The organism is Nitrospirillum guaranorum (assembly GCF_034653275.1).
Lineage (GTDB): Bacteria > Pseudomonadota > Alphaproteobacteria > Azospirillales > Azospirillaceae > Nitrospirillum.
This window is the reverse complement of record NZ_JAYEES010000001.1, coordinates 936,260-960,179: the sequence shown is the minus strand read 5'-3', so window position 1 is coordinate 960,179 and position 23,920 is coordinate 936,260. Positions and strand designations below refer to the sequence as shown.

Annotated in this window: 17 protein-coding genes; 8 read left to right on the top strand and 9 right to left on the bottom strand. The window is 71.1% G+C overall.

The genetic code is table 11. The features are described from left to right. Nucleotides 1–8: 8 nt before the first annotated feature. The 6 genes from UAJ10_RS03855 to UAJ10_RS03830 all read right to left on the bottom strand — a co-directional run bounded on the left by UAJ10_RS03855 (nucleotide 9) and on the right by UAJ10_RS03830 (nucleotide 8,713). Nucleotides 9–815 (bottom strand): class I SAM-dependent methyltransferase, encoded by an 807-nt coding sequence (locus UAJ10_RS03855; protein WP_322914040.1) that lies wholly within the window; start codon nucleotides 813–815, stop codon nucleotides 9–11. Next, nucleotides 808–2,208: a B12-binding domain-containing radical SAM protein gene (locus tag UAJ10_RS03850; RefSeq protein ID WP_322914039.1), complete on the bottom strand. Its 1,401-nt coding sequence runs from the start codon at nucleotides 2,206–2,208 to the stop codon at nucleotides 808–810. Before UAJ10_RS03850 ends, UAJ10_RS03855 begins: the two co-directional genes overlap by 8 nt. Continuing rightward, nucleotides 2,205–3,710 carry a B12-binding domain-containing radical SAM protein gene (locus UAJ10_RS03845; protein WP_322914038.1) on the bottom strand — a complete coding sequence of 502 codons (1,506 nt, stop codon included), beginning with the start codon at nucleotides 3,708–3,710 and terminating at the stop codon, nucleotides 2,205–2,207. Before UAJ10_RS03845 ends, UAJ10_RS03850 begins: the two co-directional genes overlap by 4 nt. Before the next feature lie 104 nt (nucleotides 3,711–3,814). Beyond that, nucleotides 3,815–6,778 carry an SLBB domain-containing protein gene (locus UAJ10_RS03840; RefSeq protein WP_322914037.1) on the bottom strand — a complete coding sequence of 988 codons (2,964 nt, stop codon included), beginning with the start codon at nucleotides 6,776–6,778 and terminating at the stop codon, nucleotides 3,815–3,817. Between the two features lie 28 nt (nucleotides 6,779–6,806). After that, the gene (locus tag UAJ10_RS03835) at nucleotides 6,807–7,748 is read right to left on the bottom strand and encodes a glycosyltransferase family 2 protein (protein WP_322914036.1); all 942 of its coding nucleotides are present in this window, start codon (nucleotides 7,746–7,748) and stop codon (nucleotides 6,807–6,809) included. 5 nt (nucleotides 7,749–7,753) lie between these two features. Further along, on the bottom strand, nucleotides 7,754–8,713 hold the full coding sequence (locus UAJ10_RS03830; protein ID WP_322914035.1) for a GumC domain-containing protein: 960 nt from the start codon (nucleotides 8,711–8,713) through the stop codon (nucleotides 7,754–7,756). Nucleotides 8,714–8,887: 174 nt separating this feature from the next. Between UAJ10_RS03830 and UAJ10_RS03825 the strand changes: the two genes are divergently transcribed. From UAJ10_RS03825 to UAJ10_RS03815, 3 genes are all read left to right on the top strand, one after another. Continuing rightward, the gene (locus UAJ10_RS03825) at nucleotides 8,888–10,120 is read left to right on the top strand and encodes an MATE family efflux transporter (RefSeq protein ID WP_322914034.1); all 1,233 of its coding nucleotides are present in this window, start codon (nucleotides 8,888–8,890) and stop codon (nucleotides 10,118–10,120) included. Further along, nucleotides 10,117–11,574 carry an O-antigen ligase family protein gene (locus UAJ10_RS03820; RefSeq protein WP_322914033.1) on the top strand — a complete coding sequence of 486 codons (1,458 nt, stop codon included), beginning with the start codon at nucleotides 10,117–10,119 and terminating at the stop codon, nucleotides 11,572–11,574. Before UAJ10_RS03825 ends, UAJ10_RS03820 begins: the two co-directional genes overlap by 4 nt. Before the next feature lie 63 nt (nucleotides 11,575–11,637). Then, nucleotides 11,638–12,912: a glycosyltransferase gene (locus UAJ10_RS03815; RefSeq protein WP_322914032.1), complete on the top strand. Its 1,275-nt coding sequence runs from the start codon at nucleotides 11,638–11,640 to the stop codon at nucleotides 12,910–12,912. Here the strand turns inward: UAJ10_RS03815 and UAJ10_RS03810 are convergent. Continuing rightward, a complete protein-coding gene (locus UAJ10_RS03810) occupies nucleotides 12,904–14,322 on the bottom strand; it encodes a B12-binding domain-containing radical SAM protein (RefSeq protein ID WP_322914031.1) in 1,419 nt (472 codons plus the stop codon). The genes UAJ10_RS03815 and UAJ10_RS03810 overlap by 9 nt on opposite strands. Before the next feature lie 125 nt (nucleotides 14,323–14,447). Between UAJ10_RS03810 and UAJ10_RS03805 the strand changes: the two genes are divergently transcribed. Next, nucleotides 14,448–15,347, top strand: coding sequence for a nucleotidyltransferase family protein (locus UAJ10_RS03805; protein ID WP_322914030.1), 900 nt, complete (start codon nucleotides 14,448–14,450; stop codon nucleotides 15,345–15,347). 6 nt (nucleotides 15,348–15,353) lie between these two features. Further along, complete coding sequence (locus UAJ10_RS03800; RefSeq protein WP_322914029.1) at nucleotides 15,354–16,835, top strand: hypothetical protein; 1,482 nt, start codon at nucleotides 15,354–15,356, stop codon at nucleotides 16,833–16,835. On the opposite strand, the gene UAJ10_RS03795 is transcribed toward UAJ10_RS03800, so the two are convergent. Beyond that, complete coding sequence (locus UAJ10_RS03795; protein WP_322914028.1) at nucleotides 16,808–18,613, bottom strand: ABC transporter ATP-binding protein; 1,806 nt, start codon at nucleotides 18,611–18,613, stop codon at nucleotides 16,808–16,810. The two genes, UAJ10_RS03800 and UAJ10_RS03795, sit on opposite strands and share 28 nt — an antisense overlap. Nucleotides 18,614–18,731: 118 nt before the next feature. Here UAJ10_RS03795 and UAJ10_RS03790 point away from each other — a divergent pair, with 118 nt between their 5' ends. Continuing rightward, nucleotides 18,732–19,223, top strand: coding sequence for a Gfo/Idh/MocA family protein (locus UAJ10_RS03790; RefSeq protein ID WP_322914027.1), 492 nt, complete (start codon nucleotides 18,732–18,734; stop codon nucleotides 19,221–19,223). After that, a complete protein-coding gene (locus tag UAJ10_RS03785) occupies nucleotides 19,205–20,770 on the top strand; it encodes an NAD(P)-dependent oxidoreductase (RefSeq protein WP_322914026.1) in 1,566 nt (521 codons plus the stop codon). Before UAJ10_RS03790 ends, UAJ10_RS03785 begins: the two co-directional genes overlap by 19 nt. Here UAJ10_RS03785 and UAJ10_RS03780 read toward each other — a convergent pair whose 3' ends face one another. Continuing rightward, entirely contained in the window at nucleotides 20,771–22,318 is a 1,548-nt protein-coding gene (locus tag UAJ10_RS03780; protein ID WP_322914025.1) for a DUF1302 domain-containing protein, read from the bottom strand. A 206-nt stretch (nucleotides 22,319–22,524) separates the two neighbouring features. Between UAJ10_RS03780 and UAJ10_RS03775 the strand changes: the two genes are divergently transcribed. Next, complete coding sequence (locus tag UAJ10_RS03775; RefSeq protein ID WP_322914024.1) at nucleotides 22,525–23,919, top strand: DUF1329 domain-containing protein; 1,395 nt, start codon at nucleotides 22,525–22,527, stop codon at nucleotides 23,917–23,919. The last annotated feature ends 1 nt before the right edge of the window (nucleotide 23,920 follow it).

The window sequence follows — 23,920 nt, the reverse complement described above, 5'->3', positions numbered from 1 at the left end:
TCGCTTCCTTAAACATGCCGCAGCAAGGTCAAATGATGGTCGGCCAACCGGGCCAGCCACGGGTGGCCCACCACCCGGGTTTCCCAGCGCATCAGGCGGGTCAGGGAACGGGGGTGGCGTTCCAGCCCCGCGAACAGGTCCGACGGCGGCAGGAACAGGCCCACCGGGTGCACGGACAGGGGCTGGAACGCGGGTGCGAAGGCGCGGCTGATGTCACCCGGCGTCCAATAGCGGATGGGAATGGTGGCGCCGCCGATGTCGGCGGTGGAGCGGCCGGACCAGCGTCGCGCGGCGGTGCGGCGCAGGCGCGCGCCATACCACAGGGTTTCCCAGGCGCAGAAACGGCCCATGACCACCAGGGCCACCACCCCGCCCGGCGCCACGGCCCGGCGCAAGGCGTCGGCCAAGGGCGCCAGGTCCACGGCGCAGTTCAGGGCGCCAAAGTTGGAGAGCACCACATCATACGGGCCGCCGCCATCCGCCAGAAAAAGGTCAGCCGGGGCGTTGAGGTCGACCTGGCGGGCGGTCACCCTGTCCCCCATGCCCAGGCGCGCCGCCTTGCCGGCGGTCACCCGCAGCATGGCGGGGGAGCCGTCGGCCGCCGTCACCTGGGCGCCGGCATGGGCCAGCCACAGCGCGTCCTCCCCCGTGCCGCAGCCGAGATCCAGGACGCGCATGCCCGGCCGGAGGTGGGGTCCCACCTGCCGCCACACGGCGTGGCGCAGCCAGCGGCCCGGAATGCTGTGGGCGAAGCCAGCGTCGTAATCGTCGGCGAAGCGGTCGAAGGCCGCCGGCCGCACCGTGACCTCAACCATGTTCCACCTCATTCCGGGTGGCGTACATGGCAAGGCGGCTGAGCGCGGAGGAGGCACGCGCCTTGGCGTGGCGCAACAGGTCACGCCGGGGGGCCGCCTCCAGCCGGCCCAGCCGGCTTTCCGCCGCCAGCCAGTGCTGGGCATGGCGATAGAAACGGCGGGACTTGCGCCCCACCACCGTCAGGGCGCGGTCGCTGCCGTCCTGCCAAGCGCCGCCTCCGGCGATGCGGTCCGCCACCTTGTCGTAATAGGGCGTGCCCTTGATGGGATAGCTGATGGTGGTCAGCACGTCGTCGGGGGCCGACAGGCGCAGGTGGCGCGCCGTCTCATCGATGTCCTCCCACGTCTCCCCGTCATAGCCCAGCATGATGAAGGTGCCGGCGCGAATACCCCGGTTCTGCACCAGGGAGATCATCTCGCGCATGCGCACGGCGTTTGTCCGGCGCTGCATGGCGTCCAGAATCTTTTGGCTGCCGGATTCCGCCCCGATCCAGATGCGGTAGCAGCCCAACTCCGCCAGCAAGTCGGCCACCCGCTCGTTCAGCCTGTCCTCGCGCGTGATGGTCTCGAACGGGTAGCGCAGGCCACGCCGCTTCATTTCGGCCGCGAACTGTTCCAGCCATTTCTGGTTGATGGTGAACACGTCGTCGGCGAACCACAGCTGGTCCGGGGCGTAGGTGTCGCGGATCAGCTCGATCTCATCCGCCACGTTCTGGGGCGACCGGCGGCGGTGGCTGTGGCCGAAGACGGAATGGCTGCACCAGTTGCAGGTGTAGGGGCAGCCCCGCGCCACGATGAGGGAGACGGAGCGCACGCCGTGGTGCGTCTTCCAGGTTTGCAGATAGCGCTCCAGGTCGATGGCGCCCCGGTCCGGAAACGGCTGGGCGTCCAGGTCGGCGATCTGCTTGCGCGCCGGGGTGCGACGCACGTGGCCGTCCTCGCCGCGATAGGCGATGCCGGGAACCTGGTCCAGCTCGGTCAGGCCATGGCTGGCCAGATGGGGGATCAGCTCCGCCAGGGTCAGCTCCCCCTCCCCCGACACGACGATGTCGCCGCCCCGGCTGAGGTATTCCTCGGCGTAGTTGGCCGGCTCCGGCCCGCCGAAGACGACGGTGGCGCCTGCGGCTTTGGCGGATGCCGCCAGGCGCAGGGCGTTGCCCCGGGTCATGAGGTTGACGTAGATGCCCACCACCGGGGGCCGCTTCCCCGCCAAGGCGGCCTGGGCGGCGGCCAGATCCATGAAGGTGGTGTCCATCACCTCCACCGCGAAGCCCTGGGCCTTTAGATGGGCGGAGATGTAGAGCAGGCCCAGCGGCGGATAGGGCTTCATCACCGCCCGTTCCGCCGGGTCCTCCATCAGGAAATAGCCGTGGGTCAGCAGGATATCGGTCACGGCGCCGCCCTGCCCGCAGTCATCGTCCGGGGGCCAGCGGGATGGGGCAACAAGCGTAGCAGTTGCAGCCGCGCCCATGACAGCGGGATGGCCAGGCCGCAATAGGCGACGAAGGCCAGCGCCCGCAGATGGCCGCCGCCGCCAGCCCGGCCCCTCAGGGCGTCGCGCAGTTGGGCCACCTCGCGGCGCGCGCGGAAGTCCCGGTGCACATAGCTGTGCAGGTGGCGATAAAAGGCGGTGGTGTAGGGTCCCCGGTACAGCATGGCCATGTCCGACGACACGTCCCAATGCCGCTTTTTCCTCAACTGGCTTCGCACCCGCTCATAAAACACCGTTCCCGGCAGGGGGTAGGAAACGGAGATGCCCATCTCATCCGGCCGGGTGGCGCGCAGCATGGCCAGGGTCTGGCCGATCTCCGCCATGCCTTCGCCGGGATAGCCGAATTGCAGGAAGTGGCCGACGCGGATGCCGGCGGCCTTCAGCTTCGCCGTCGCCTCCGCGATCTCCCCGGCCGAGAGATCCTTGTCCATGGCGTCCAGGATCTTCTGGCTGCCGGACTCCGCCCCCAGCCAGACGATGTCGCAGCCGGCGCGCTTCAGGTCATCCACCGCGCCCTCGCGCAGCACCAGGTCGGCGCGGCTGAGGCACTTGAACGGCACCTTGACGCCCAGCGCGTCGATGGCGGCGGCGAACTCCCCCCACCAGCGGGGCTTCAGCCCCATGATGTCGTCCATGAACCAGATATAGTCGGGCGCCGCCAGGCAGACCAGGCGCGCCAGTTCCTCCGCCACAGCCCGGGCACCCCGCACGGCGTAGCCTTGGCCCCAGATGGGCTTCGCGCACCAATTGCAGGAATAGGGGCAGCCGCGCGAGGTGACGAGGTTGAGCGCGAAAAGGCCGTGGTGCCGGCGCCAGACCTGGCGGTAGGCGTCCATGTCCACCAGTTCCCATGCCGGCGGCGGCAGGGCGTCCAGGTCGCGCAGCACCTCCCGCTTGGGAGTGCGCACCGTCTCCGCGCCCCGGCGCCAGGCTAGGCCCTTGATGGCGGAGAGGTCATCGGCACCCTGGCGCCAGGCGGCCGTCAGCTCCGCCAGGGTCGCCTCCCCTTCGCCCACGATGACGGCGCCGGCGCCGGCGTCGAGGTAGAGGTCGGGATGGTCGGCGGCGTCGGCGCTGCAGATGGCGACCTTGGCGCCCACGGCCGTGGCGGCGGCGATCATCTCCAGCGCCGCCAGTCTCATGGCCGACAGGCACATCTTGGACAGGTAGTTGAAATTGTCGTCGTAGAGGACGGCGACGTCCGGCCGCACCTGGGCCACCCGCGCCGACCACTCGGCCACGGTCTGCGCGATCATGGCGTCGAAGAAATGCACCTCATGCCCGGCCGCCCGCAGCGTGCCGGCGGCATAGAGGGTGCCCAGCGGGGGGAACGGCTGATGTTCCGCCCACCGCGCCGGGTCCAGGCGCAGGAAATAAACACTGCCGACGAGTATGCGAGGCATCCGCCATCCCATTGCGGGGGAAGAATGGGACGGGCCCCCGGCCCGCCCTTAACCCAAGGACGGAAACCGGGGGTCCTTTATTCCAGACGTTTTGTTTTGGCGGCTTACTTCGAGATCACCGCCAGCGAGGCGCCGGTGATCGCCAGCTGGCTGGTGACCTGGATGATGTCCATCAGGATGCTGTCCCAGGTGAAGTGGCGCAGCTTGCGCGGCACGACGATGACGGAGCCGGGTGCCAGCTTGGGCGCGGCGGACAGCCAACCGCCGCCGTCCACCTGGATGGCGGAGCCATCGGGCTGGACCACGAAGACATGGTCGTCGTCGGCGATTTCCGTCATGCCGCCGGCCATGGCGATGTAGTCGTCCACACTGCGGTCGCCGCGGAACTGGATGCCGCCTGGCGCCATCACCTCACCCGACACCACCACGGCGCTGGGCTGGCGCGGCACCACCAGCTGGTCGCCCGGTTCCATCACCAGGTCCAGTTCCGGATGGGCCGCGATCTCCCTCGGGTCGACATGCACCGCCACCCGGCCGCTGGCGGGGCCGATGCCCTGCCGCAGGCGGCCGATCATCTGGGTGACGTAGGCGATCTCCCCGTCCGTCACCTGCACCTTGCCGCTGACATTGCCGACGATGGAGATGATCTGGCGCTCCAGCGCGTCCGCCTCCTTCTGCAGGGTGTCGCGCTGCGATTCCGCCACCGACTGGCGCAGGAAGACCACGCCCGCCGGGTAGGCGGCGTCGGTGAAGCCGCCGGCCCGCGCCAGCACGGACGACAGATGCTCACCCCGCAGGATCTCATAGCCGCCGGGGAACTTGACCTCGCCCGACAGGGTGACGTCGCCCGTGTCGCGGTCGGAGAAGACGGGGTTGAAGCGCACGCGGTCGAAGGGCTTCAGCGCCACCTGGGCGAACTGCGCCACCGGCAGGCCATAGCTGTGACGCACGGTGCGCGACAGGCCGGACGCGTTGTCGATGTCGGCGGAGGTGACCTCGAAGGCGTGCAAGTCCACCTTGGGCGTGAGGCCGCCCGCCGCCTGCACCAGCTTGTCCAGCGTGGCGCCGGGCATGACCAGGAAGTCGCCGGGGCTGTTGACCTCGCCCACCACGGTGACGTGGTAGTTGGTCAGGGTGCCGACCAGCAGACGGCGGGTGTCGTCATCCAGGCCCACGAACAGACGCACGGGCGGACGCCGCGCATGTTGAGCCTGGCTGGCCCCCAGCTGGCTGGCACTCAGAGGGCCGGCGCCAGCCGGCAGGGCCGTCGCCTGGTCCTGGTCGTCATCCGCCCGGGCGGTGCTGCCGTCCTGGGCGGTGAGGATGTCCGGCGGCGCCACGATGCCGGGGTTCAGCCGCTCCTCCTCCGGCTTGGGCGGGCCCTGGTCCTGGAGCGCCTGGTTCGGCTGGCCCAGCTGGGTGGCGGCGTAGGCGGCATAGGCCGGGTTGGCGGCCAGCAGGGCGGCGCCCTGCCCCGTTCCACCCGCCTGGCCGGCCGGCAGCTGGATGCCCTGGATGGCCGCCAGCTGCGCCAGGCGCGGATCCGCCGCCAGGCCGGGCGGTAGGGCCGCCGCCTGGGCTTGCAGGGCGGCGTTGGCGTCAGGCGCCGGCGGCGGGGCCACCGGGTCGGGATGGTCGTTCACCTTGCGGGTCGGGTTGCGCTGCAGGTCGCCCGCCTTGTGGGCGATGTAGCGCATCTCCGCCACGTTGGTGATGTAGACGACATCGTTGGATTGCAGGGCCACGTCGGCCTTGCCCTCCAGCACGTCGGAGACGGCGAAGGGGATGACCGTGCGCTGCAGGGTCGCCGGATCCAGGCGGATGACGGCGTCGGCCAGCAGATAGGGCAAGGGCCGCCCCACCGCAGGCGCGAACATGTCGCTGGAGGCCAGCAGGCCGCGCAGGGATCGCACCGTTTCCAGAGGGTAGCTGCCGTTCAGCGTGGTGGCGCCCCGCAGTTCCACCTTGGCCAGGGAAACGTCGGCCGTGGGCGCCACGAACACCACGTCGCCGTCGTGGACCGTGGCACCGCCGCCCGCCCCCACCTGCACCATCTCGCGCTTGCCATCGTCGCGGGTGCGCAGGATGGAATAGCGGTAGCTGCCGCGCACCTCCGTCCCCCCGGCCATGGCCATCAGGGCGGACAGTGGCGTGGCCTGCTGGCCGGCCGGCAGCTCATAGATGGCGGGGCGCTTCACCTGGCCGACGACGGCCACGGCGCTGGTCTGCAAGGGCACGACGATGCGGTCACCCTCCGCCAGCGGGATGTCGCGGCCGGCAGCGTCCCCCATCAGCAGGGTGTACAGGTCCAGGCGAAAGCTGCGGCCGGCGCGCACCACCTGCACGTCGCGCAGGGAGCCGGTGTTCTTGATGCCGCCCGCCAGGGACAGGGCATCCATGGCCGTGGCCAGGCCGGACAGGTTGAACAGGCCGGGGGCGTTGACCTCGCCCGTCACGCGCACGGCGATCTGGCGCACCGCGCCCACGGACACCAGCACCTCCGTCCCCGTCAGGGCGCGCCCGGCGGCGTCCTCCAAATCCTCGCGGAAACCGCCGAAGGACCGGCCGGCCGCCGCGACGGGCGGCAGACCGGGGAACACCACCCGGCCGTCGCGGTCCACCCGGGTGCGATAGCTGGCGTTCTGCTGCCCGCGCAGGGTCAGCACGATCTCATCCCCCTCGCCCAGGATGTAGCCGTCCTGCAGGGCGCCGCTCTGCCGCACCACCACGGGGGCGCCCCGGCCGAAGACCTCATAGCCGTACTGGCGGACGGGCTGGCCGGCGCGGGCGCTCATCAGCCGTTCGATGGCCGAGGGCGGGCCATAGACCTGCGGGCCCTGCTGTGCGGCGGGGTTCTGCACCTGCACGTCGGGCTGAAGCGAGGGTATCGTGGACTGGCCGGTCAGGCGCTGCTGCACCGTGCGCAGCAGGTCGCCCGTCAGGTCGTTGCCGTTGCCGCCGCCCAACAGCTGCGACAGCCCCTGCGCCTGCGCCAGCCCCGGCGTCACGCCAGAGGCCAGCGCCGCCAGCAGCACGGCGTGGCGGGCCCATTTCCGGCCTGAGCTCATCGTCGCCCCATTCATTTTCGTCATCGTTTCAGGCCTTCACCAGCCAGGGTGTCTTGTGGAACGCCTGCCGGCACAGCAGGCGGAATAACCAGGTCCAGGAGGGGCCCGCCGGCACCAGGGCGCCGGACCAGGCCCAGGCGGCCCTGAGATCGCCCCGGGTCAGCCAGGCGGCGCGCAGCAGCAGGCTGGCCCGGATCTTGGGATAGTCGGGCGCCACCCGGGCGGCCTGGCAGGCCCATTCCATGACCCGCACGTCGCTGGCCAGCCGGCCCTGGGGCTCCATGCCGCTGTGGAAGCGGCCGGGCCGCGCCCGCCAACGGGAAATGGGCTGGTCCAGGTAAACGACACCGCCCCCCGCCACGCGGGTGAAGACGGCGGTGGCCAACTGGTCGGTGTGGCTCTCGTCCGACGGGTCGAAGCGCAGATGCGCGCCACCGCCCAACCAGTAGAGATTGGCGCCCAAGGGGCCGTAAAGCATGGCGCCTGTCGCCAGCGACTGGGCCAGGAAGGCCTGCGCCGACAGCCCCGTGCCCCCCCGCCACAGGATGCGCCGCGCCACGCGCCGGGGCCGCAACGCCTCATCCACGATCTCGTAACTGGCGATGCCCAGGCAGGCGCCGGCGGCCACCATGCGGTCGCGCAGGGCGATCAAGCCCGTCCCATGCACCAAGTCGCCCACCATGAGGAACAGGGCGAAGCCGAAGCCCATCTCTTCCGCCACCTCGACGGCGCGGTTCCAGTTGGCGACACGGCCCAGGTTCTGGGCGTTGCGGCGCACGGTGATGGCCGCCCCTTGCGCGTCCCGGACCGCCAGCGCGCGGGTGCTGCCATCTGTGGAGGCGTTGTCGCACACCACGATCTCATAGCTGTCCGGCGGCAGGCCCGCCCCGGCGGCGGACGCCACCGTCTCGGCCAGCAGGGCGCCGCCGTTGTAGTTGGGGACCAGGATGGCGATCTTGGACGCGCGCATGATGGTCAGCGGCGCTCCGCGACGCGGCCGCGCAGATGGGCGGCACCGGCAGCGAGCAAGGCGCCCAGGATGACGCCCAGGGCCAGGAACAGGGGCCGGTTGGGCCACACCCGCTCCCGCACATCCGGGACGGTGGGCGGATCGATGACGCGAAAGGCGAATTCCGTCTGCCCGGTGGCGTACATGTAGTTCTGCAGCGTGCGCTCGTACGCGCTGACCAGGGCGGCGTTCAAGGCGTTGCTGTTGCCCTCCTTCTGGGCGTTGGCCATGGCGGTGCGCAGATAGGCAAGGTTGCGGTTGGCGTCGGCCAGGGCGCGGTCGCGCAGTTGCGCGTTGGTCAGCGCGATCAGGTCGCGCGCCCAGCGCACCGCCAGGTCGCGGTCCTTCCAGGTGACGGCCAGCGTGACGATGCCGCTGCGCCGGTCCAGGGTGATGTCGCGGATGCTGCGGTTGAACAGCTTGAACCCCCGGCGCAGGGTGGGCGCCTCGTCCGCAGGCACCTTCCATTGCTTGGCCGCCGCGTCCCACTTGCTGGCGAACAGGATGGGCAGCAGGTCCTGCTGGGTGGCGTAGGTGTCGAACAGCTCGCGGGAGCCCAGCACGGCCATGGCCTCATCCTCGTTGGAGGAAGAGGACTTGCCCAGCAGGCCGGCGACGCCGCCCAGCCCGCCCAGGCCACCCAGCAGGCCGGACGCGCTGCCCAGGTCCAGGTTGCCGAAACCGGCGCCGCTCTTGGACACCGGCATCACCAGCACCTCCACCCGCCAGTAGGAGGGCAGCAGGAAGGCCGCCGCGACGGAGGCGCCAACGCTGGCAAGGAACAGGAAGGCGGCCAGGAACCAGTGGCGGCGCAGGCGGCCCAAGAACAGGCCCAGGCCGTCGCCACCCTGGCCGCCCCCCTGCCCGCGCGGCACCCAGGCGGTATCGGACGCGCCATCGGGAACGGCGCGGCCGGCCCATGCCAAATCTGGAGTATCCACACCCACCGTCATCGCCCCCGATCGCCTGAAACCTGGCAGAACGACGGATGGCGGCGGGCCGATATTCCCCAATTCCGGAAAAATATAGTGCTTTCCCGCAGGGCGCGGCCGGACCACTCTGCCCCCACTTCGAAGGTCTTCACCGCATCGGGTGCATCAGTGAAAAGGACGGGGCTTGGACTTGCCGGCGGGCTGGCCGATCAGGCCATCGTCAGCTTCGGCAATTTCGCGCTGAACGTGACGCTCGCCCGCAGCCTGCCGGCGGCGGAGTACGGCGCCTATTCCGTGGTGCTGTCCTTCATCCTGGTGCTGAACACCCTGCATCAGGCGCTGGTGACCTACCCCCTGTCGGTGCGGCCGGCCCCCGGCGGCCAGCCCCTGGCGGTGGCCCTGCTGCTGACGCCCCTCTGCGTCCTGGCCTTCCTGCCCCTGCTGGGCGTCGCCACGGCCAGCGTCGGCCACCTGGGCCTGCTGCCGGCGGCCGGCGCCGCCCTGGTCTGCTGGCAGGTGCAGGAGGTGGTTCGGCGCGCCCTGCTGGCGGAAAGCCGGCACATCCCCCTGATCGCCCTGGACGCCCTGCGCTATCTGGGGCCGCTGGCGGCGGTGTGGACCCTGCGCGCCGACCTCGCCATCGGGGAGGTGTTCCTGCTGGTCGCCGCCGCCTCGGCCCTGGCGGCGTTGCCGGTGGCCGGGCACCTGGGACGGAATTGGCGCGCCGCCGCCAGCGGGCTGCCGGCCGAGATGGCGGGCCACTGGCGCCTGGGCGCGCCGGTGCTGGGCGCCAACCTGCTGGCGGCCCTGTCCACGCAATGGTTCCTGTGGCTGCTGGCCTGGCACGACGACGCGCCCGGGGCCGCCGCGCTCGTGGCGCTCGCCAACGTCGTGGCCGTGGCCAGCCCCGTCATCTTCGGCATGGAGAACGTCCTGGTGCCGGAGGTGGCGCGCGCCCGCGACAGCTTGAGCTTCCCCGCCCTGCTGCGCCTGGTGGGCCGGCGGGGGCTGGTGGCGGCCGGCCTGGTCGGCCCGCTGTTCCTGGTCATCCTGGCCGCGCCGACCTGGGCCGCACGGATGTTCTATGGCCGCGACAGCGCCTATGCCACGCATCCGGGGGAACTGCGCCTGCTGGCGCTGGCCTATGCCTGCTATCTGGCCGCGACGCTGTTCAGCGCCGCCTTGCGCGGCTACCGCGCCAGCGGCGCCGTCTTCCGCATGCAACTCTACCCCGCCCTGTTCGGTCTGACGGTGGGCAGCTGGCTCACCTGGCGTTTCGGCCTCGGCGGCGCCTGCGTCGCCTCGGTGGCTGCCGGCGCCCTCAGGGCCACGGTGGGCCTGGTGTACCTGCTGCGCCTGCGGCCCCTGACCGTGGCGCGGCCCGCCCTGGCGGCATCATGACGGCCGATACCCTTCAGCCCATCGAGCGACGCCTATGGCAGGCGCTGCTGCTGTGCGTGCCGGTGTCGGCCACGCCGCTGCTGCCCTTCGGCAACGGCACGCTGGCCCGGCCCCTGGCCATCGTGCCGGCCGCCCTGCTGCTGATCCTGGCCGCCTATCGCCTGCTGGTGCTGGGCCAGCGGCCCCGGCTGGCGGGCGACGGCTTCGCGGCCTTGGGCCTGTTCACCCTGTACATCGTCATCAGCGGCCTGGGCGTGGTGATGGTCCAGCCGCCGGATGCCTTCAAGGGCCAGACGCCGTTGGACAGCCTCGTCCGCGCCCTGCTGACCTGGGGCGTGGGCCTGGCCTTCTACGTCGTGGCCCGGCTGCAAATCCGCACCGCCGCCGACATCCGCATGACCCTGCGTTTCCTGTTCATCGGCATGGGCGCCTCCATCGCCTTCGCCGGGGTGCAGGTGGTGGCCATGGCCCAGCATGGCGAGCTGCTGCGCGTCGTCCAGGCCGTCACCGACCTGATCGCCGTGCGCTACGACGGCCTGGTCAACCGCGCGCAGGGCATGACGTTCGAGCCGTCGTGGCTGGCCACCCAGATCATCGTGCTGCTGATCCCCGCCCTGATCGCCCGCGCCATGGCGCGGCAGGAGGGGGTGGGCCTGCCCGCCTTGCCCGGCCATGCCCTGCGCCTGGGGTTCGGCTTCGCCGTCGCCATCGGCGGCCTGCTGTTCTCCGGCTCCCGCTTCGGTCTCGCCTGCATCGTCGCCATGCTGGGGCTCAGCGTCTTCCTCGCCGCCCTGCGCGGCCGCATCCTGGCGGCGGCCACCTTCCTGGGCGTGCTGGTGGCCGGCGGTGGGGCGGTGGTCGCCATGAGCGGCCTGGGCGCCGGGGCGGGGGCCACCTATGTCATGGGGCCGGTCGCCTATCTGACGGAATCCGCCGACCTCAATAGCCTGGCCGGCGGGGACGTCGCCACCGGCGTCACCGACGCCCTGGCGCTGGCCGGCCGCTTCGCCGCGGCGGAGGCCGCCGGCCTGACCTGGCTGGACCATCCCGTCTTCGGCGTGTCCCTGGGCAACAACTACCGCTATTTCGGCGAATACGCGCCCGATTGGGCCTTCACCACCCAGCTGTTCACCCAGGGGGCCAAGGAAGGCATCGGCTGGCTGGATCCCAATTCGCCGGAAAAGGGCAACGCCAAGAACCTGTTCCTGCGCCTGCTGTCGGAAACCGGGGTGGTGGGCTTCGCCCTGTTCATCGTCTTCTTCTGGCGCCAGCTGTTCCACGGCCGTCCGCACGACGCCTTCCACCGCTATTTCCGCCTGGCCAGCGCGGCGGCCCTGGGCTTCAGCTTCCTGAACCAGGACACCTTCGTCGATGCCGGCCTGTGGATCCCGCTGGCCCTCTGCTGCGCCATGAATCACCTGCCGCCCAAGATTAAAGCGCCCGCCGGGGAATAGACCGGCGCCGCCATCCGTCCTGGGGATAGGCGCACATGGGATGCGCCCGCCTCAGGTAGACCCATGGACAGCCATTCCAGACCCGCCTTGCGGATCGCCTTCGTGACTACCCGCGACCTGGCCCAGCGCAACGGCCGCACGCCCATCATGGGCCACATCCTGGTGGCCTTGCGCCGCCAACACACGGTGGAGGTGATCACCCTGCACTCCGTGCTGCAGGGCGGCAGGACCGACCGCATGGGCGCCGCCGCCGCCTGGCTGGCGGGCCTGGCGGCCGGGCGGCCCCCGCCCCTGCAATGCCTGCTGTACGCTGGCCCCCGGGAGGCGGAGCGGGTGGCGGCGCGCATCGCGGCGGGGGCGTTCGATGCCGTCTACCTGGACACGGTGCGTTGCCAAACCCTGCTGCGCACGCTGCGGCGCGCCCTGCCCGACCTGCACATCGTCACCGACTTCGACGACCTGATGTCGCGGCGCATGACCTATCTGCGCCACCACCGCCTGCCGCTGCTGACCGGCCATGTCGGCCCCCACTTCCCCCGCTGGGCCCGGCGCTTGGCCGAAGGGCCGCTGGCCCGCCTGGTGACGGCCTATGAGGCCCGCACCCTGCCGGCGGCGGAGCGCGAGGTGATGCTGGCCTCCAGCGCCACGGTGCTGCTGTCGCCGGTGGAACGGCAGATGCTGTGCCGGCACGCGCCGCCGGACGCCCTGTCCAAGGACGGGCCGCCGGTGGTGCGCGCCATTCCACCCGGCGTGCCCCTGCGGGCGGAGCCGTGGGGGCACACCCTGCCCCTGCGCTTCGTCTTCATCGGCAGCGACCGGCAACTGCAGAACCGCACGGCCATCGACTTCCTGCTGGACCAGTGGCGGCGTCTGAAGCCGGCCACGCCGCTGCACATCCACGGCCGCCAGACACGCCCCCTGGCCAATGTGCCCGGCGTGCACTGGCACGGCTATGCCGACGACCTGGCCCAGGTCTACCGGCCGGGCAGCATCGCGCTGGTGCCGGCGCTGGTGGCCGGCGGCATCAAGACCAAGGTGGCGGAGGCCTGGGCCTGGGGCTGCCCGGTGCTGGGCAACCGCACGGCCATGGAGGGCCTACGCGCGCCGGGCTATCCCCTGACGCTGCCCGAGGACCAATGGGCCCCCTACCTGACGCAGCCTGAGGCCTATGCCGAGCTTTGGGCCGACGCCGCCCGCAAGGGGGCCGCCTTCGTGCGCCGCGCCCTGTCGCCGGCGGGGTTCGAGCGCGCCTGGGAAATGGCCCTGCGGCCCAAGCCCGCGACGCGGGAGGCGCCGGCCGGCGCCCCCCTGGTCGACGTGGAACAGGCCTCAGGATAGGGAGGGTTCGGGGCGCAGATGCTGGACCAGGAATTTTTCCACCGGTGCCGCGTAGACGTCATGGTCGATGCGCCAGCGCGCCACCCGGCGCAGCAGCCGGCCGGGTCCTTGGCCGATCGCGACCGGTCCGGCGGCGTACTTGTTGTAGAACTTGAAGCGCTCGATACGGCGGTAGAGGTGCGGCGGCACCCAGGTGCCGGCCGGGCCCGCCACATAGTCGAACCGCGCCCAGTCATCCAGGGTGCGTGGCGTATGGTCCGCCACGGCGGCGGCCAGGGCGGAGCCGGGATAGGGCTTGTAGTAGAACAGCGGGGTTTCGAACTTGGGGCTCATGGCCCGCAAGCTCTTGATCAGGCCCAGCGTCGCCTCGACCTGATCCTCCGTCTCTTCCGGGAAGCCGACGATGAAGGAGAAGATGACGGCGATGTCGTGCTGCCGGCATTTGGCCGCCGTCTCCAGGATGGCGTCGATGGTGGTGTCCTTCTTGATGCGCTTCATCATGTCGTGCGACCCGGTCTCCACCCCCACCAGCACGCGGCGCAGGCCGGAACGGACGCACAGGCGCCAGATCTCGTCCGGCAGGCGCACGCCCTGGTCGGCGCGCATGGTGCCGGCCCAGGTGAAATCAAGCCCCCGCCCCAGGAACTCCTCACAGATGTCGGCCACGCGGTGGCGGTGGGTGAAGTAGGTCTCGTCCTGGAAATTCAGGTCGGTGAAGCGATAGCGGCGCCACAGCGCCTCGATCTCCGTCCCCATGCGGCTGGCCGAGGTCGCCTTCCAGTCACGGCCGTAGACGAAAGGGTCGGCACAGAAGGCACAGCGGAAGTTGCAGCCGATGGAGCCGATGTAGTCCAGTTGCCGGCGGCCCTTCAGCTCGAAGTACCGCTCCACCGGGATCAGGTCGAAATTGGGGGCCGCGAAGGCGTCCAGGCTTTCCAGGGCGCGCGCCTTGGTGCGCACCACATGATCACCGTCGCGAAAGGCGACGCCGGGAATGCCCTCGACGCCGGCCCCCGCCACCAGCCGATCCATGATCTCGGCGAAGGTGCGCTCACCCTGCCCCGCCACGGTGATGTCGATGCTGGGTTCGTCCAGCGTCTCCACCGGGAACAGGGAGGGGTGCCAGCCGCCGGCCACGGTGGTGAGGTCGGGCCGCGCCCGCTTCACCGCCCGCAGCATGGCCAGCGCGTCGCCCAGGGGCCGGCCGGTCAGCATGCTGACGCCAAAGCACAGCGCGCCGTCGATGGCCCGCAGCACCGCGCCCAAGGGATCCGGCTCGATCCGCGCGTCGATGATGCGCACGTCGAAGCGCGCGGGATCAAGGTTGGAGCCGATGGCCAACAGGCCCAGCGGCATGGTGTGGAAGACAGCCGTGGGGTTGTAAAGGACGACCTTATGCCGGATGGCCATGATCCACCAAAAATCAAACATCGATGGCGCAGCATATCCAGCACGCTTAAAATAAACAATGCGCCTTTTAAAATAATTTATCTGAACATGTCAACGCCGTTATTTTTCAGGCGACAGGGGAATTCATGACCATCGTCCTTACGATGAATAAACTGGAGACGGCGATTTACTCGACCATCGCCTATCGGGATATTTTCCATTTCCCGGTATCCGTCCCTGAAATCCATCGCTACCTGCATGGCATCCGCTGCACGCCGGGCGACGTGCAGCACGCGCTGGAGGGCCCGGCCCTGGCCCGCCACCTGGAAAGCGACGGCACCTATCACGCCCTGCGCGGCCGGACCGACCTGTTCGCCATCCGCCGGGCCCGGCGGGACCTGTCACGCCGCCAATGGCCAACCGCGCGGCGCTACGCCCGCTTCCTGGCCAGCCTGCCCAATGTGCGCATGGTAGCGATGACGGGCTCGCTGGCCGCCGGCAACTTCCCACCCGACGGCGACGTCGACTTCCTGCTGGTGACGGATGCTGGCACCATGTGGCGCACGCGCGCCTTCTGCCGTTTGCTGGCCCTGGCGGACGCCAAGCTGGCGAAGGGCCTGTTCTGCCCCAACACCTTCCTGTCGCTGGCGGCCTTGCCCCTGGCGCGCCGCAGCCTTTATGACGCGCAGGAGCTGTGCCAGATGATCCCGCTCTATGGCCTGGACGTGTACGAGGCGGTGCGGGAGGCCAACGCCTGGACGGCCGACTGGCTGCCCAACGCCGTGGGGGCGCCATTGGGCAGCCTGGACTGCCCCCCCTACACCATGGCCCTGAAGCGGGCCGGCGAATGGCTGCTGGCCAGCCCCGTGGGCCGCGCGCTGGAGGGGCTGGAGGCGCGCCGCAAGATCCATCGCTTCAACGAGACCGACCGCCTGAAGGGCGCCTGGACCCGCTCCACCCGGGAATCCCACAGCATGTGGGATGAAATGCGCCTGAAGATCGAGGCGGCGTGGCAGGCGCGCATGGATGAGCTGGCGGCCCGGTAGGCGGCCATGGCGACACTCTTCCACGCCCAATACCTGGCCCTGGTGGCGGAGATCGAGACGCGCTTCGCCGTCAGCCGCTGGACCAGCGGCGACGCCCATCTGTGGCCGCTGGCGCGCATGGACTTGTACCTGGACCTCTACCGCCAGCATGTGGGCGACCCCGAGGCCAGGCGGCCATCCCGGATCGCGCGCGGCATGCGCACCCTGGCCCAGCCCCTGGCGATGCTGGCGCGCCGGGACAACGTGATCCTGCGCCCCCACCGGGCCGATGTCCTGTTCCTGGGCGACGGCGTGTCGGTGGAGCGCATCGACGGCGCCTGGGAGGACCGCTATGGCGAACCTCTCCTGGCGGTGCTGGAGGGCGACGGGGCGCGCTGCCTGCACATGCAGCCCGGCCGGCGCGCGCCCTGGGCCCGCCCCACCCTGGCCGTGGACTTCATTGCCAGCGCCGCCCGGGTGCTTGCGCCGCTGGTTCGCGCGCCGCTGGACCTGCCGCACCATGCGGAGGTCGCGGACTTCCTGGCCCGCCAGGGGGTGGCGGCGCCGTCATTGCGGCCGGAACGCCTGGCGCGGCGGGCCCTGGGGCTGCGCGCCCGGGCCCAGGCCTTGGGCCTGGTGCTGGACATCGCCCAGCCGCGCCTGGCCTTCACCACCACCTGGTACGCCGGCCTGGGCTCCGCCCTGGCGCTCGCCTGCCGGCGGCGGGGCATCTTGTCGGTGGACGTGCAGCATTGCCCCCAGGGCGGACGGCACAAGGCCTATGGCTGGGCGGGCGTCGGCGCCCAGGGCTACACCACCCTGCCCGCGTTGTTCTGGACCTGGGATGCGGCCGATGCCGCCGCCATCAACGCTTGGGCGGATGGGTATTGGCATCAGGCCCTGGCCGGCGGCCATCCCCGCCTGGGCCCCTTTCTCGATGATGCCGATCCGCGCACCCAGGCCTGGGATGAGCGGTTCCGCCAGGCCGCCGGCGGCGACGCCCAGCGCGACATCTTGGTGGCCCTGCAAACCACCGGTCCGTCCGCCATCTGGGATGCCTTGGCGGACCGCATCGCCGCCGCGCCACCCGGGTGGCGCTGGTGGATCCGCCGGCACCCCGCCGCTGGCCCGGGGGACGACCGGCGCCACGCCCGGTTGCTGGCCCTACGTGGCCCAACCATCCGCTTGGAGCCCGCCTCCGCCCTGCCGCTGCCGGCCCTGTTGCGCCATATGGACGCCGTGGTGTCATGGGCCTCGGGCGTGGCGGCGGAGGCGGTGCCCTTCGGCGTGCCGGCCCTGTTCCTCAGCGCCGACGCCACCGGCCCCTTCGGCCACTTGGCGCAGGCGGGGCATGCCCGGGTGGTGACGGACCTGGACGCCCTGATCCCCACGCTGGCCGCCCTGCCCCCAGCGTCCCGCCCCCCCTGCCCCACGCCGGATCTGAGGCTGGGCCTGCGGCGGCTTGAGGGGATCGCGGCCCGCTATCGCGCCCTGTGTGCCGACGCCTGAACGGACGGCGTACCCATGCGCCGGTCGGCGATGACGCGGCCCTCGGCGAATTCCAGGACGCGGTCGCACAGCATCAGGCTTTCCCGGCGGTGGGCGATCAGCACGATGGTGGGCCGCCACGGCAGGGTCGCCAGGCCGGCCAGCAGCGCCCGCTCCCCCGCGATGTCGATGCCGCTGGTGCTTTCGTCCAGCACCAGCAAGGGCGGCTCACGCATCAACGCCCGGGCCAGGGCCAGGCGCTGGCGCTCCCCGCCCGAGAGCAGGCCGCCCTGGGCGCCCACGATTGTGTCCAGCCCCTGTTCCAGGCGGTCGACCAGGGCGCTGGCGCCCACCAGGCCGACGGCGGCGCGCATGTCGGCCTCGCTGGCGGAAGGGTTGGCCCAGGCCAGGTTGGCGCGGATGCTGTCGTGGAACAGGAAGGTGTCCTGCGGGGCATAGGCGATGGCCGCCGCCCATTGCCGCCGCGCGGCACCGGCCAGGGCGCGGTCCCCCACGGTGATGGTGCCGGTATCGGGCGCCGTCAGGCCGACCAGCAGGTCGGCGAAGGTGGTCTTGCCGGCCCCGGACGCCCCGGTCACGCCTATGAAGCTGCCGGCCTCAAGGGTCAGGTCCAGGCCGGACACGCCCCGGTCGCCGCCGGGATGGCGGTAGCTGACCTGGTGGAAGCGGACGGGTTGCGGGCCGGTGAAAGCGCCGCCGTCCGCGATCTCGGCCCCCGACGCGGCTCCCGCCGGCGGCGCGCTGCCAGCCAGTTCCGCCTCCAGCGCCCGGATCTTCTCGTACGACGGCAGGAAGTTGGCGAACTGCTGCGCGCCCTGCTGCAACTGGGCGGCCGGCGCGCTCATCCGCGCCAGCAGCAGCACGAAGACGATCAGCACCGCCGGCGGCACGTCCAGCGCCCAAACCCCCACCACAATGGCGGCGGCCCCCGCCAGGGACGCGAGCGTGGTGAAGGCCAGCTGCGCCTTGGTCTGTTCCCGCGTCAGGGCGACCTGGCGGCCCATCAGCCGGCCCAGGGTGCCGTTGAACTCATCGGCGAAGCGCTGCTGCATGTTCTGGCTGAGCGCCAGCTTCAGGCCCCCCAGGAATTGGGCGCCGCTGGTGGCCAGGTGCAGGTTGGCGTCGGCCACCTCGCGCCCCAGGCGGCGCGAACGCGCCAGCTGCGGCAGCAGGGCCAGGGTGGCGACCACCAACAGCACGCCGGTGACGGCCGCCAAGGGGGCGGAGAACAGGCAGGCCAGTCCCCACTGCACCAGCAGCAGGAAGAGGGAGGTGGCGCCCTGAAGCATGAAATGGGCGCAGGCGCCGGTCAGGATGATGTCGCTGCTCAGCAGATGGTTGACCCGGGCGTGCGGCAGCGCCGACAGCCGCGTCCAGGGCGCGGCGATCAGCCGGGCCACCAGCCGGGTGCGCTGTTCCTCGACAAAGCCGATGCGCAGGCGGGCCAGCAACACGTCCCGGTGCCACAGCACAACGGCCCTCAGGCCCACCAGCAGGGCGAAGCAGGCCAGCAGCGGCAGCAGCCGGGCCAGGGGATCGTCGCCGGCGAACCGCCACGGCAGGCGCCCCATCAGCGCCGAGGCCCAGCCCCCACGGTCGCCCCCCATCACCAAATCCAGCAGGGGGACCAGCAGCACCAGGCCCACGCCCTCCAGCCCCGCGCCCAGGATGATCAGGACGGCGGCCGTCAGCCCATCACCGCCGGCGTGGGCCCGGAAATCCCGGAAGAAATCCCAGGCCGACCGGGCCAGTTCCCGCCCTGCGCCACGCTTGTCCATGATGGTGAGGAATCCCTGGTTACACGCTGATTTCTTGGCATAAATCCGGGTTGGACACCGCAACTATATATTTCACCGGCTGGGGAATAAGCGGGCCCCGCCATCCGTCTTCAGGGTGATGTCTTCCGCGATCCCCATTCCGCCCCTGAGGGTCCTGATCATCGGCGCCGGCCCGATGGCGACCCATGTGCACCTGCCCGTGCTGGCGGCCCTGCGCGACCGGGGGCTGGTGGACCTCACCCTGGTCTGCGACCTGGACAGGGGGCGGGCGGACGTGGCGGCGGCGGCCTTCGGCTTCGGCGCCAGCACCGGGGACGCCGGTGCGGCCCTGGCCCGCGACGACATCGACGCCGTCCACATCTACGCCAGCGCCCAACTTCATTACGAATACGGAATGAGGGCGCTGCGCCAAGGCAAGCACCTGTTCGTGGAAAAGCCGGTGGCGCCCGCCGCTGCCCAAGCCCGGGCCATGGCCGACCTGGCCCGCGCCCGGGGCCTGGTGGCGGTGGGGGGCACAACCGCCGCTTCTACCCCTCGCTGCGCGCGGCCCGCGCCCGCGCCGGGCTGGCCGGGTGGCGCCAGGCGGAGGCGGTGTTCCACAAGCCCATGACGGGCCAGCCGCCCGGCTTCGGGGCCGCCAGTTGGCTGGGCGCCAACGGCATCCACGCCCTGGATGCCCTGCTGTGGATGATGGGCGGCCCGCCGGACCACCTTGCGGCCCACGCCTCGGGTGAGACCTTCAGCGCCCTGATGCGCTGGCCGGGCGGCGCCCAGGCCGCCTTCCTCTGCGACAACGCCGCGGGGTGCCGGCGCGAGGACTACGCCTTCCATGCCGCCGGCGAAAGCTGCGCCGTCACCGAGACGGCGCTGACCGTGCAGACGGATGGCCAGTCCCTCACCACCGCCTTCCCCGGCGGGATGGCCAGCTTCGCCCTGGAGCATGACGCCTTCCTGGATGCCATCCGCACGGGTCGGGAGCCGCCGCACAGTCTGGCCACCCTGGTCCCATCCCTGCACCTGTGCGAACTGATCGAACGCGGGCACATCGGCGCCGTCCCTGCATCGCCGGCGGTGGGACCCACGCCGCCCGCGCAAACGGAACGCGCCATCCTGGTGGACGGTCATTGGGGGGCCGCCCTGGCGCCCCTGCTGCCCGGTTTTCGCCTGGCAGCACCAGCCGACGTCACGGGCGCCCGGCCGGACGTGGTGGGCGCCTTGCTGGGCCGGGGGGCGCCGCCATTGGGCGCGGCCCTGCTGGACCGGCTGCCCAACCTGAGGGTGGTGGGTGTGGCCGGCCTGTCGGTGGCGCGTTTCGGCGCCGACGATCTGCTGGCCCGGAGCGTGGCCCTGGTCAACGCCAGCGACGCCCATGCCGACAGCGTGGCGGAGTTCGCGCTGGGCCTGGCCATCCTGGGCCGCCGCCGCGCCTTCCAGGGTGACGCCGTGATGCGCACCGGCGGCTGGGGCGTGGTGCCGCCGCCCCGGGGACTGCGCGGCCTGGCGAAACGATTGAAACCCGCCGTGCGGCGCCTGGGCCTGCTGCCCCTGGCGCGGCGGGTGAAGGCGCGCCTGGACGGCGGTGGGGACGGCCGTCCGCCACAGACACGGGACTTGGCCGGCGCCACGGTGGGCCTGGTCGGCTGGGGCGCCAACGCCCGAGCCTTCGCGCTGCGGCTGGCCGCGTGCGGCGCGCACGTTCTTGTGTGGTCCCGGAACGCGGGGGAAAGCGATATCCGCCAGGCCGGCGCCAGCCCGGCCGCCCTGGACCAGGTGCTGGCGGCCGATATCGTCAGCCTGCACCGAGGCCTGACGCCCGCCACCCGGCATACCCTGGGGGCGGCCGAGTTGGCCCGCCTGCGGCCCGGCTCGGTGCTGATCAATGTGGCCCGCGGCGGGCTGATCGAGCCTGCGGCCCTGCTGGACCGCTTGCGCCGGGGCGACGTCTTCGCCTGCCTGGACACCTATGAGGAAGAGCCGCTGCCACCCCGCCACCCCTTGCGGCGGTTGCCCAACGTCTTCCTGACGCCGCACATCGCCGGCGGCAGCGCCGACATGCAGGCGCGGGCGGCGGATGAGGTGGTGGCCAAGGTGTCCCGCCTGCTGGATGGCGGCACGGCCGAGATCCTGACGCCCGTGCGCCTGCGCTCCATGACCTAGCTAAAACGTCCGTTCCAGCCCCAGGGCCACGAAATCCCGGTCGGCCAGCAACTGCTGGCTGGGGGCGCCGATGTAGTGGGTCAGGGTCAGGTTGGCCTTCCACACGCTGCGGTAGGTCGCCGACACCCCCACCGTCAGGTCGCCGGCGCCGGCGTTCTGGGCGTAATAGCTGAGGCTGTGGCCGGTGATGTTGTAGCCCAGGCCCAGCGGCAGCGTCAGGTCCAGGTTGGGCAGGACCTGGAAGTAGTGCGGCTCGAACAGCACGCGGGCCTTTGTGGCGACCTGGTGCCATTGGTTGCCGTCATCGTCGCGCACGACGCCGACCACGTCGTCCACCACCGCCTCGGCATTCACGTCGGCGCTGTCCCACAGGCTGGACCTCCCCAGGGCCGTGGTCAGCGACACCTGGCCGTGCACCATGTCACCCCGGACGTACGCGGCATAGCGTTGCGTCACCGACCCGTTCACGAAGGGCGGCGGCAGCACCAGCGGCATGTTGTGGCGGGCGGAGACCTCGCCCGTCACCGTGCTGTCGCCCAGGGATGCGCTGAAACTGGCGCCGTAGAGGCGAACGCCACCAGGATAGACCAGGCGGTAATAGCCGGCCGCGCCGGGGGCCGAGGCGTCGCCGTCCGGGCCCACCACGTACTGGGGGTCCGTGGCGTTGTAGCGCAGGGCGTAGAGGCCGTAGTCCACCCCGTCCACGGTGGCGTGCAGCGAGACGCCGAACTGGCCGTCGGCGTCGGGCGTGCGGTCGGCTTGGCGGGCCAGGTAGCGGCCGGGCCCGACGTAGAGGCGGTCGGCGCCGGCGCCCAGATAGTCCAGGTAACTGAAATAACTACCGCTGCCGGCCTGCCGCGTGGGGCGCCATTCGACCTGGTCGTAGAACGACAGAGCCACGTCGGGCCAGGGTTGGAGCGTCAGGGCGGCCTGCCCCACCGGCCGGTAGATGTCGCTGGTATAGGCGCTGGGCCCGCCCACGGCGCGGCTGTAGTCCGCCGGCGCCATGGCGGCGGCGATGGAGTTGGTGTCGTAGAACAGGCTTTCACCCCACACCAGGGCCTGCCGGCCCACGCGCACCGACACCGGCATGCCGGCCAGCGTGAAGGCGCCATGGGCGAAGGCCTCGCGCATTTCGGCGTGCTGGCCCTGCAGGTCGCGCACCGCCGCGGCGAAGTGGCCGGGCGTGGCGCTGGAGGCGTTGATGGCCTGGGGATTCGCGTCGTCCGTCCGGCCCTGGTAGGCGGTGTCGTACCAGGCGGCGGCACTGGCGTGCACGCCCCACTCGCCCCAGCCCAGGTCCAGGGCCGACAGCAGATCCAGCCGGTCGGAGACGACGCCGGGACCGAAATTGCGGTCGCCGTCATCCCAGTTGGTGTTGGTCAGCAAGGCCCCCATGCGGGGCCCAAGGCGATCCGCCACCGTATAGCGCACCGTGTTGTCCCAGCGCAGATCCAGCCCGTCGCCGGAATAGAGGTCCGCCGCCCGGACAGGGGCGGCCAGGCACAGGACGGGGAGGACCATCAGGCCGAGAACGCGGGACGCCATTGCGCTTTGGCTCAATCCATCAAAGGCTTGCCGCACCGACACTATCATACCCCGCGACAGGATGCGCCAGCGCCACATCCCGCTTGTGTCGCCAAGGCCCGCACGCCATGATCCCCGGCACCCATCGCCGGTGCCGGCCGAAACGCGGGAAATCCGGGCCCGCCGGCGCGCCGCCCCATAGACAACCAGGCGCCGTACGCGAGCCCATGCGATCCACTGCCGTCCCGTCCTCCATATCGCTGGCCCCCACCTCGCTGGGCACCGCGCTGCTGGCCCTGGCGCTGGCCTGCCAGCCCACCAGCGCCCGCGCGCAGGTGACCGAGCAGGAGGCCGCACAGCTGAAGTCCCGCCTGACCCCGGTGGGGGCGGAGCGGGCGGGCACCGCCGACGGCGGCATTCCGGCCTGGACGGGCGGATTGAGCACGCCGGGGCCCATACCCGCCGGCCCGCGTCCCGACCCGTTCGCGGCGGAAAAGCCGCTGTTCTCCATCACCGCCAAGAACTTCCGCGACTATGCCGACCGGTTGCCGGAAGGGGCCAAGCGCCTGTTCGAGCGCGACGCCGACTATCGCATGGACATCTACCCCAGCCACCGCACCGCCGCCGCCCCCGACTGGGTCTATGAGAACATCCGGCTGAACGCCACCCGCGCCCGGCCGGCGCCGGACGGCATCGCGTATGGGGTGGAGGGGGCCGTGGGCGGCATCCCCTTCCCCATCCCGAAGGACGGGTTCCAGGCCATGTGGAACCACCTGCTGGCCTATTGGGGCCCGGCGCGCGAGGTGACGGTCAGCACTTATGTCGTGCCGGCGGACGGGGTGGTGGAAAAGGCCAGCGGCTATAGGGAGATCGCCGACTTCCCCTATTACTATCGCGACGCCACGCCCGACAGTTATGGCGGCTATTACTTCAAGACGCTGCACCTGGCCGTGGCCCCGGCCTCGCGCGTGGGGGAAGGCTACCTCAACTGGCAGCCCATCAATATCAAGCGCCACGACTTCGCGGCCTGGCGCCTGCTGCCGGGGGAACACCGGGTGCGCAAGGCGCCGGCCATCTCCTACGACGTACCGGACACCGACGCCGCCGGCTATATGAGCGAGGACGAATACTACATCTTCTTCGGCGGCCTGGACCATTATGACTTCAAGCTGGTGGGCAAGGCCGAAATGTTCGTGCCGTACAACAACAACCGCCTGTACGCCAAGCCGGTGGGCGAGGTGCTGGGCCGCACCCATCCCAATCCCGACGCGCTGCGCTATGAGCTGCACCGCGTCTGGGTGGTGGACGGCACCTTGGCCGCTGGCGCGCATGACGTTGTCCCGCATCGGCGGCTCTACCTCGACGAAGACACCTGGATGGCGGTTTACGGGGATTCCTGGGATGAGCAAGGCACGCTGTGGAAGTTCGGGCAGGCCACCATGTACCTCATGCCGGACGTGCCGGCGGTGGTGATCGGCAGCCAGTTCATCCACGACTTCGAACTGGGCGGCTACGCCTACACCTTCGCCTTCAATGGCGAGGCGGCACCCTACGCCGTCACCGCCCCGCACCCCGCGACACTGTTCAGCCCGGACAGCCTGTCGGCCAGATCCGTTCGCTAGC

Bases quoted from the DNA above. Each gene is read 5' to 3' on its own strand.
- UAJ10_RS03840 (WP_322914037.1), bottom strand. From the start codon at position 6,778: ATGAGCTCAGGCCGGAAATGGGCCCGCCACGCCGTGCTGCTGGCGGCG.
- UAJ10_RS03800 (WP_322914029.1), top strand. From the start codon at position 15,354: ATGGCGACACTCTTCCACGCCCAATACCTGGCCCTGGTGGCGGAGATC.
- UAJ10_RS03790 (WP_322914027.1), top strand. From the start codon at position 18,732: ATGTCTTCCGCGATCCCCATTCCGCCCCTGAGGGTCCTGATCATCGGC.
- UAJ10_RS03775 (WP_322914024.1), top strand. From the start codon at position 22,525: ATGCGATCCACTGCCGTCCCGTCCTCCATATCGCTGGCCCCCACCTCG.
- UAJ10_RS03855 (WP_322914040.1), bottom strand. From the start codon at position 815: ATGGTTGAGGTCACGGTGCGGCCGGCGGCCTTCGACCGCTTCGCCGAC.
- UAJ10_RS03820 (WP_322914033.1), top strand. From the start codon at position 10,117: ATGACGGCCGATACCCTTCAGCCCATCGAGCGACGCCTATGGCAGGCG.
- UAJ10_RS03810 (WP_322914031.1), bottom strand. From the start codon at position 14,322: ATGGCCATCCGGCATAAGGTCGTCCTTTACAACCCCACGGCTGTCTTC.
- UAJ10_RS03845 (WP_322914038.1), bottom strand. From the start codon at position 3,710: ATGCCTCGCATACTCGTCGGCAGTGTTTATTTCCTGCGCCTGGACCCG.
- UAJ10_RS03780 (WP_322914025.1), bottom strand. From the start codon at position 22,318: ATGGCGTCCCGCGTTCTCGGCCTGATGGTCCTCCCCGTCCTGTGCCTG.
- UAJ10_RS03805 (WP_322914030.1), top strand. From the start codon at position 14,448: ATGACCATCGTCCTTACGATGAATAAACTGGAGACGGCGATTTACTCG.
- UAJ10_RS03795 (WP_322914028.1), bottom strand. From the start codon at position 18,613: ATGGACAAGCGTGGCGCAGGGCGGGAACTGGCCCGGTCGGCCTGGGAT.
- UAJ10_RS03815 (WP_322914032.1), top strand. From the start codon at position 11,638: ATGGACAGCCATTCCAGACCCGCCTTGCGGATCGCCTTCGTGACTACC.
- UAJ10_RS03835 (WP_322914036.1), bottom strand. From the start codon at position 7,748: ATGCGCGCGTCCAAGATCGCCATCCTGGTCCCCAACTACAACGGCGGC.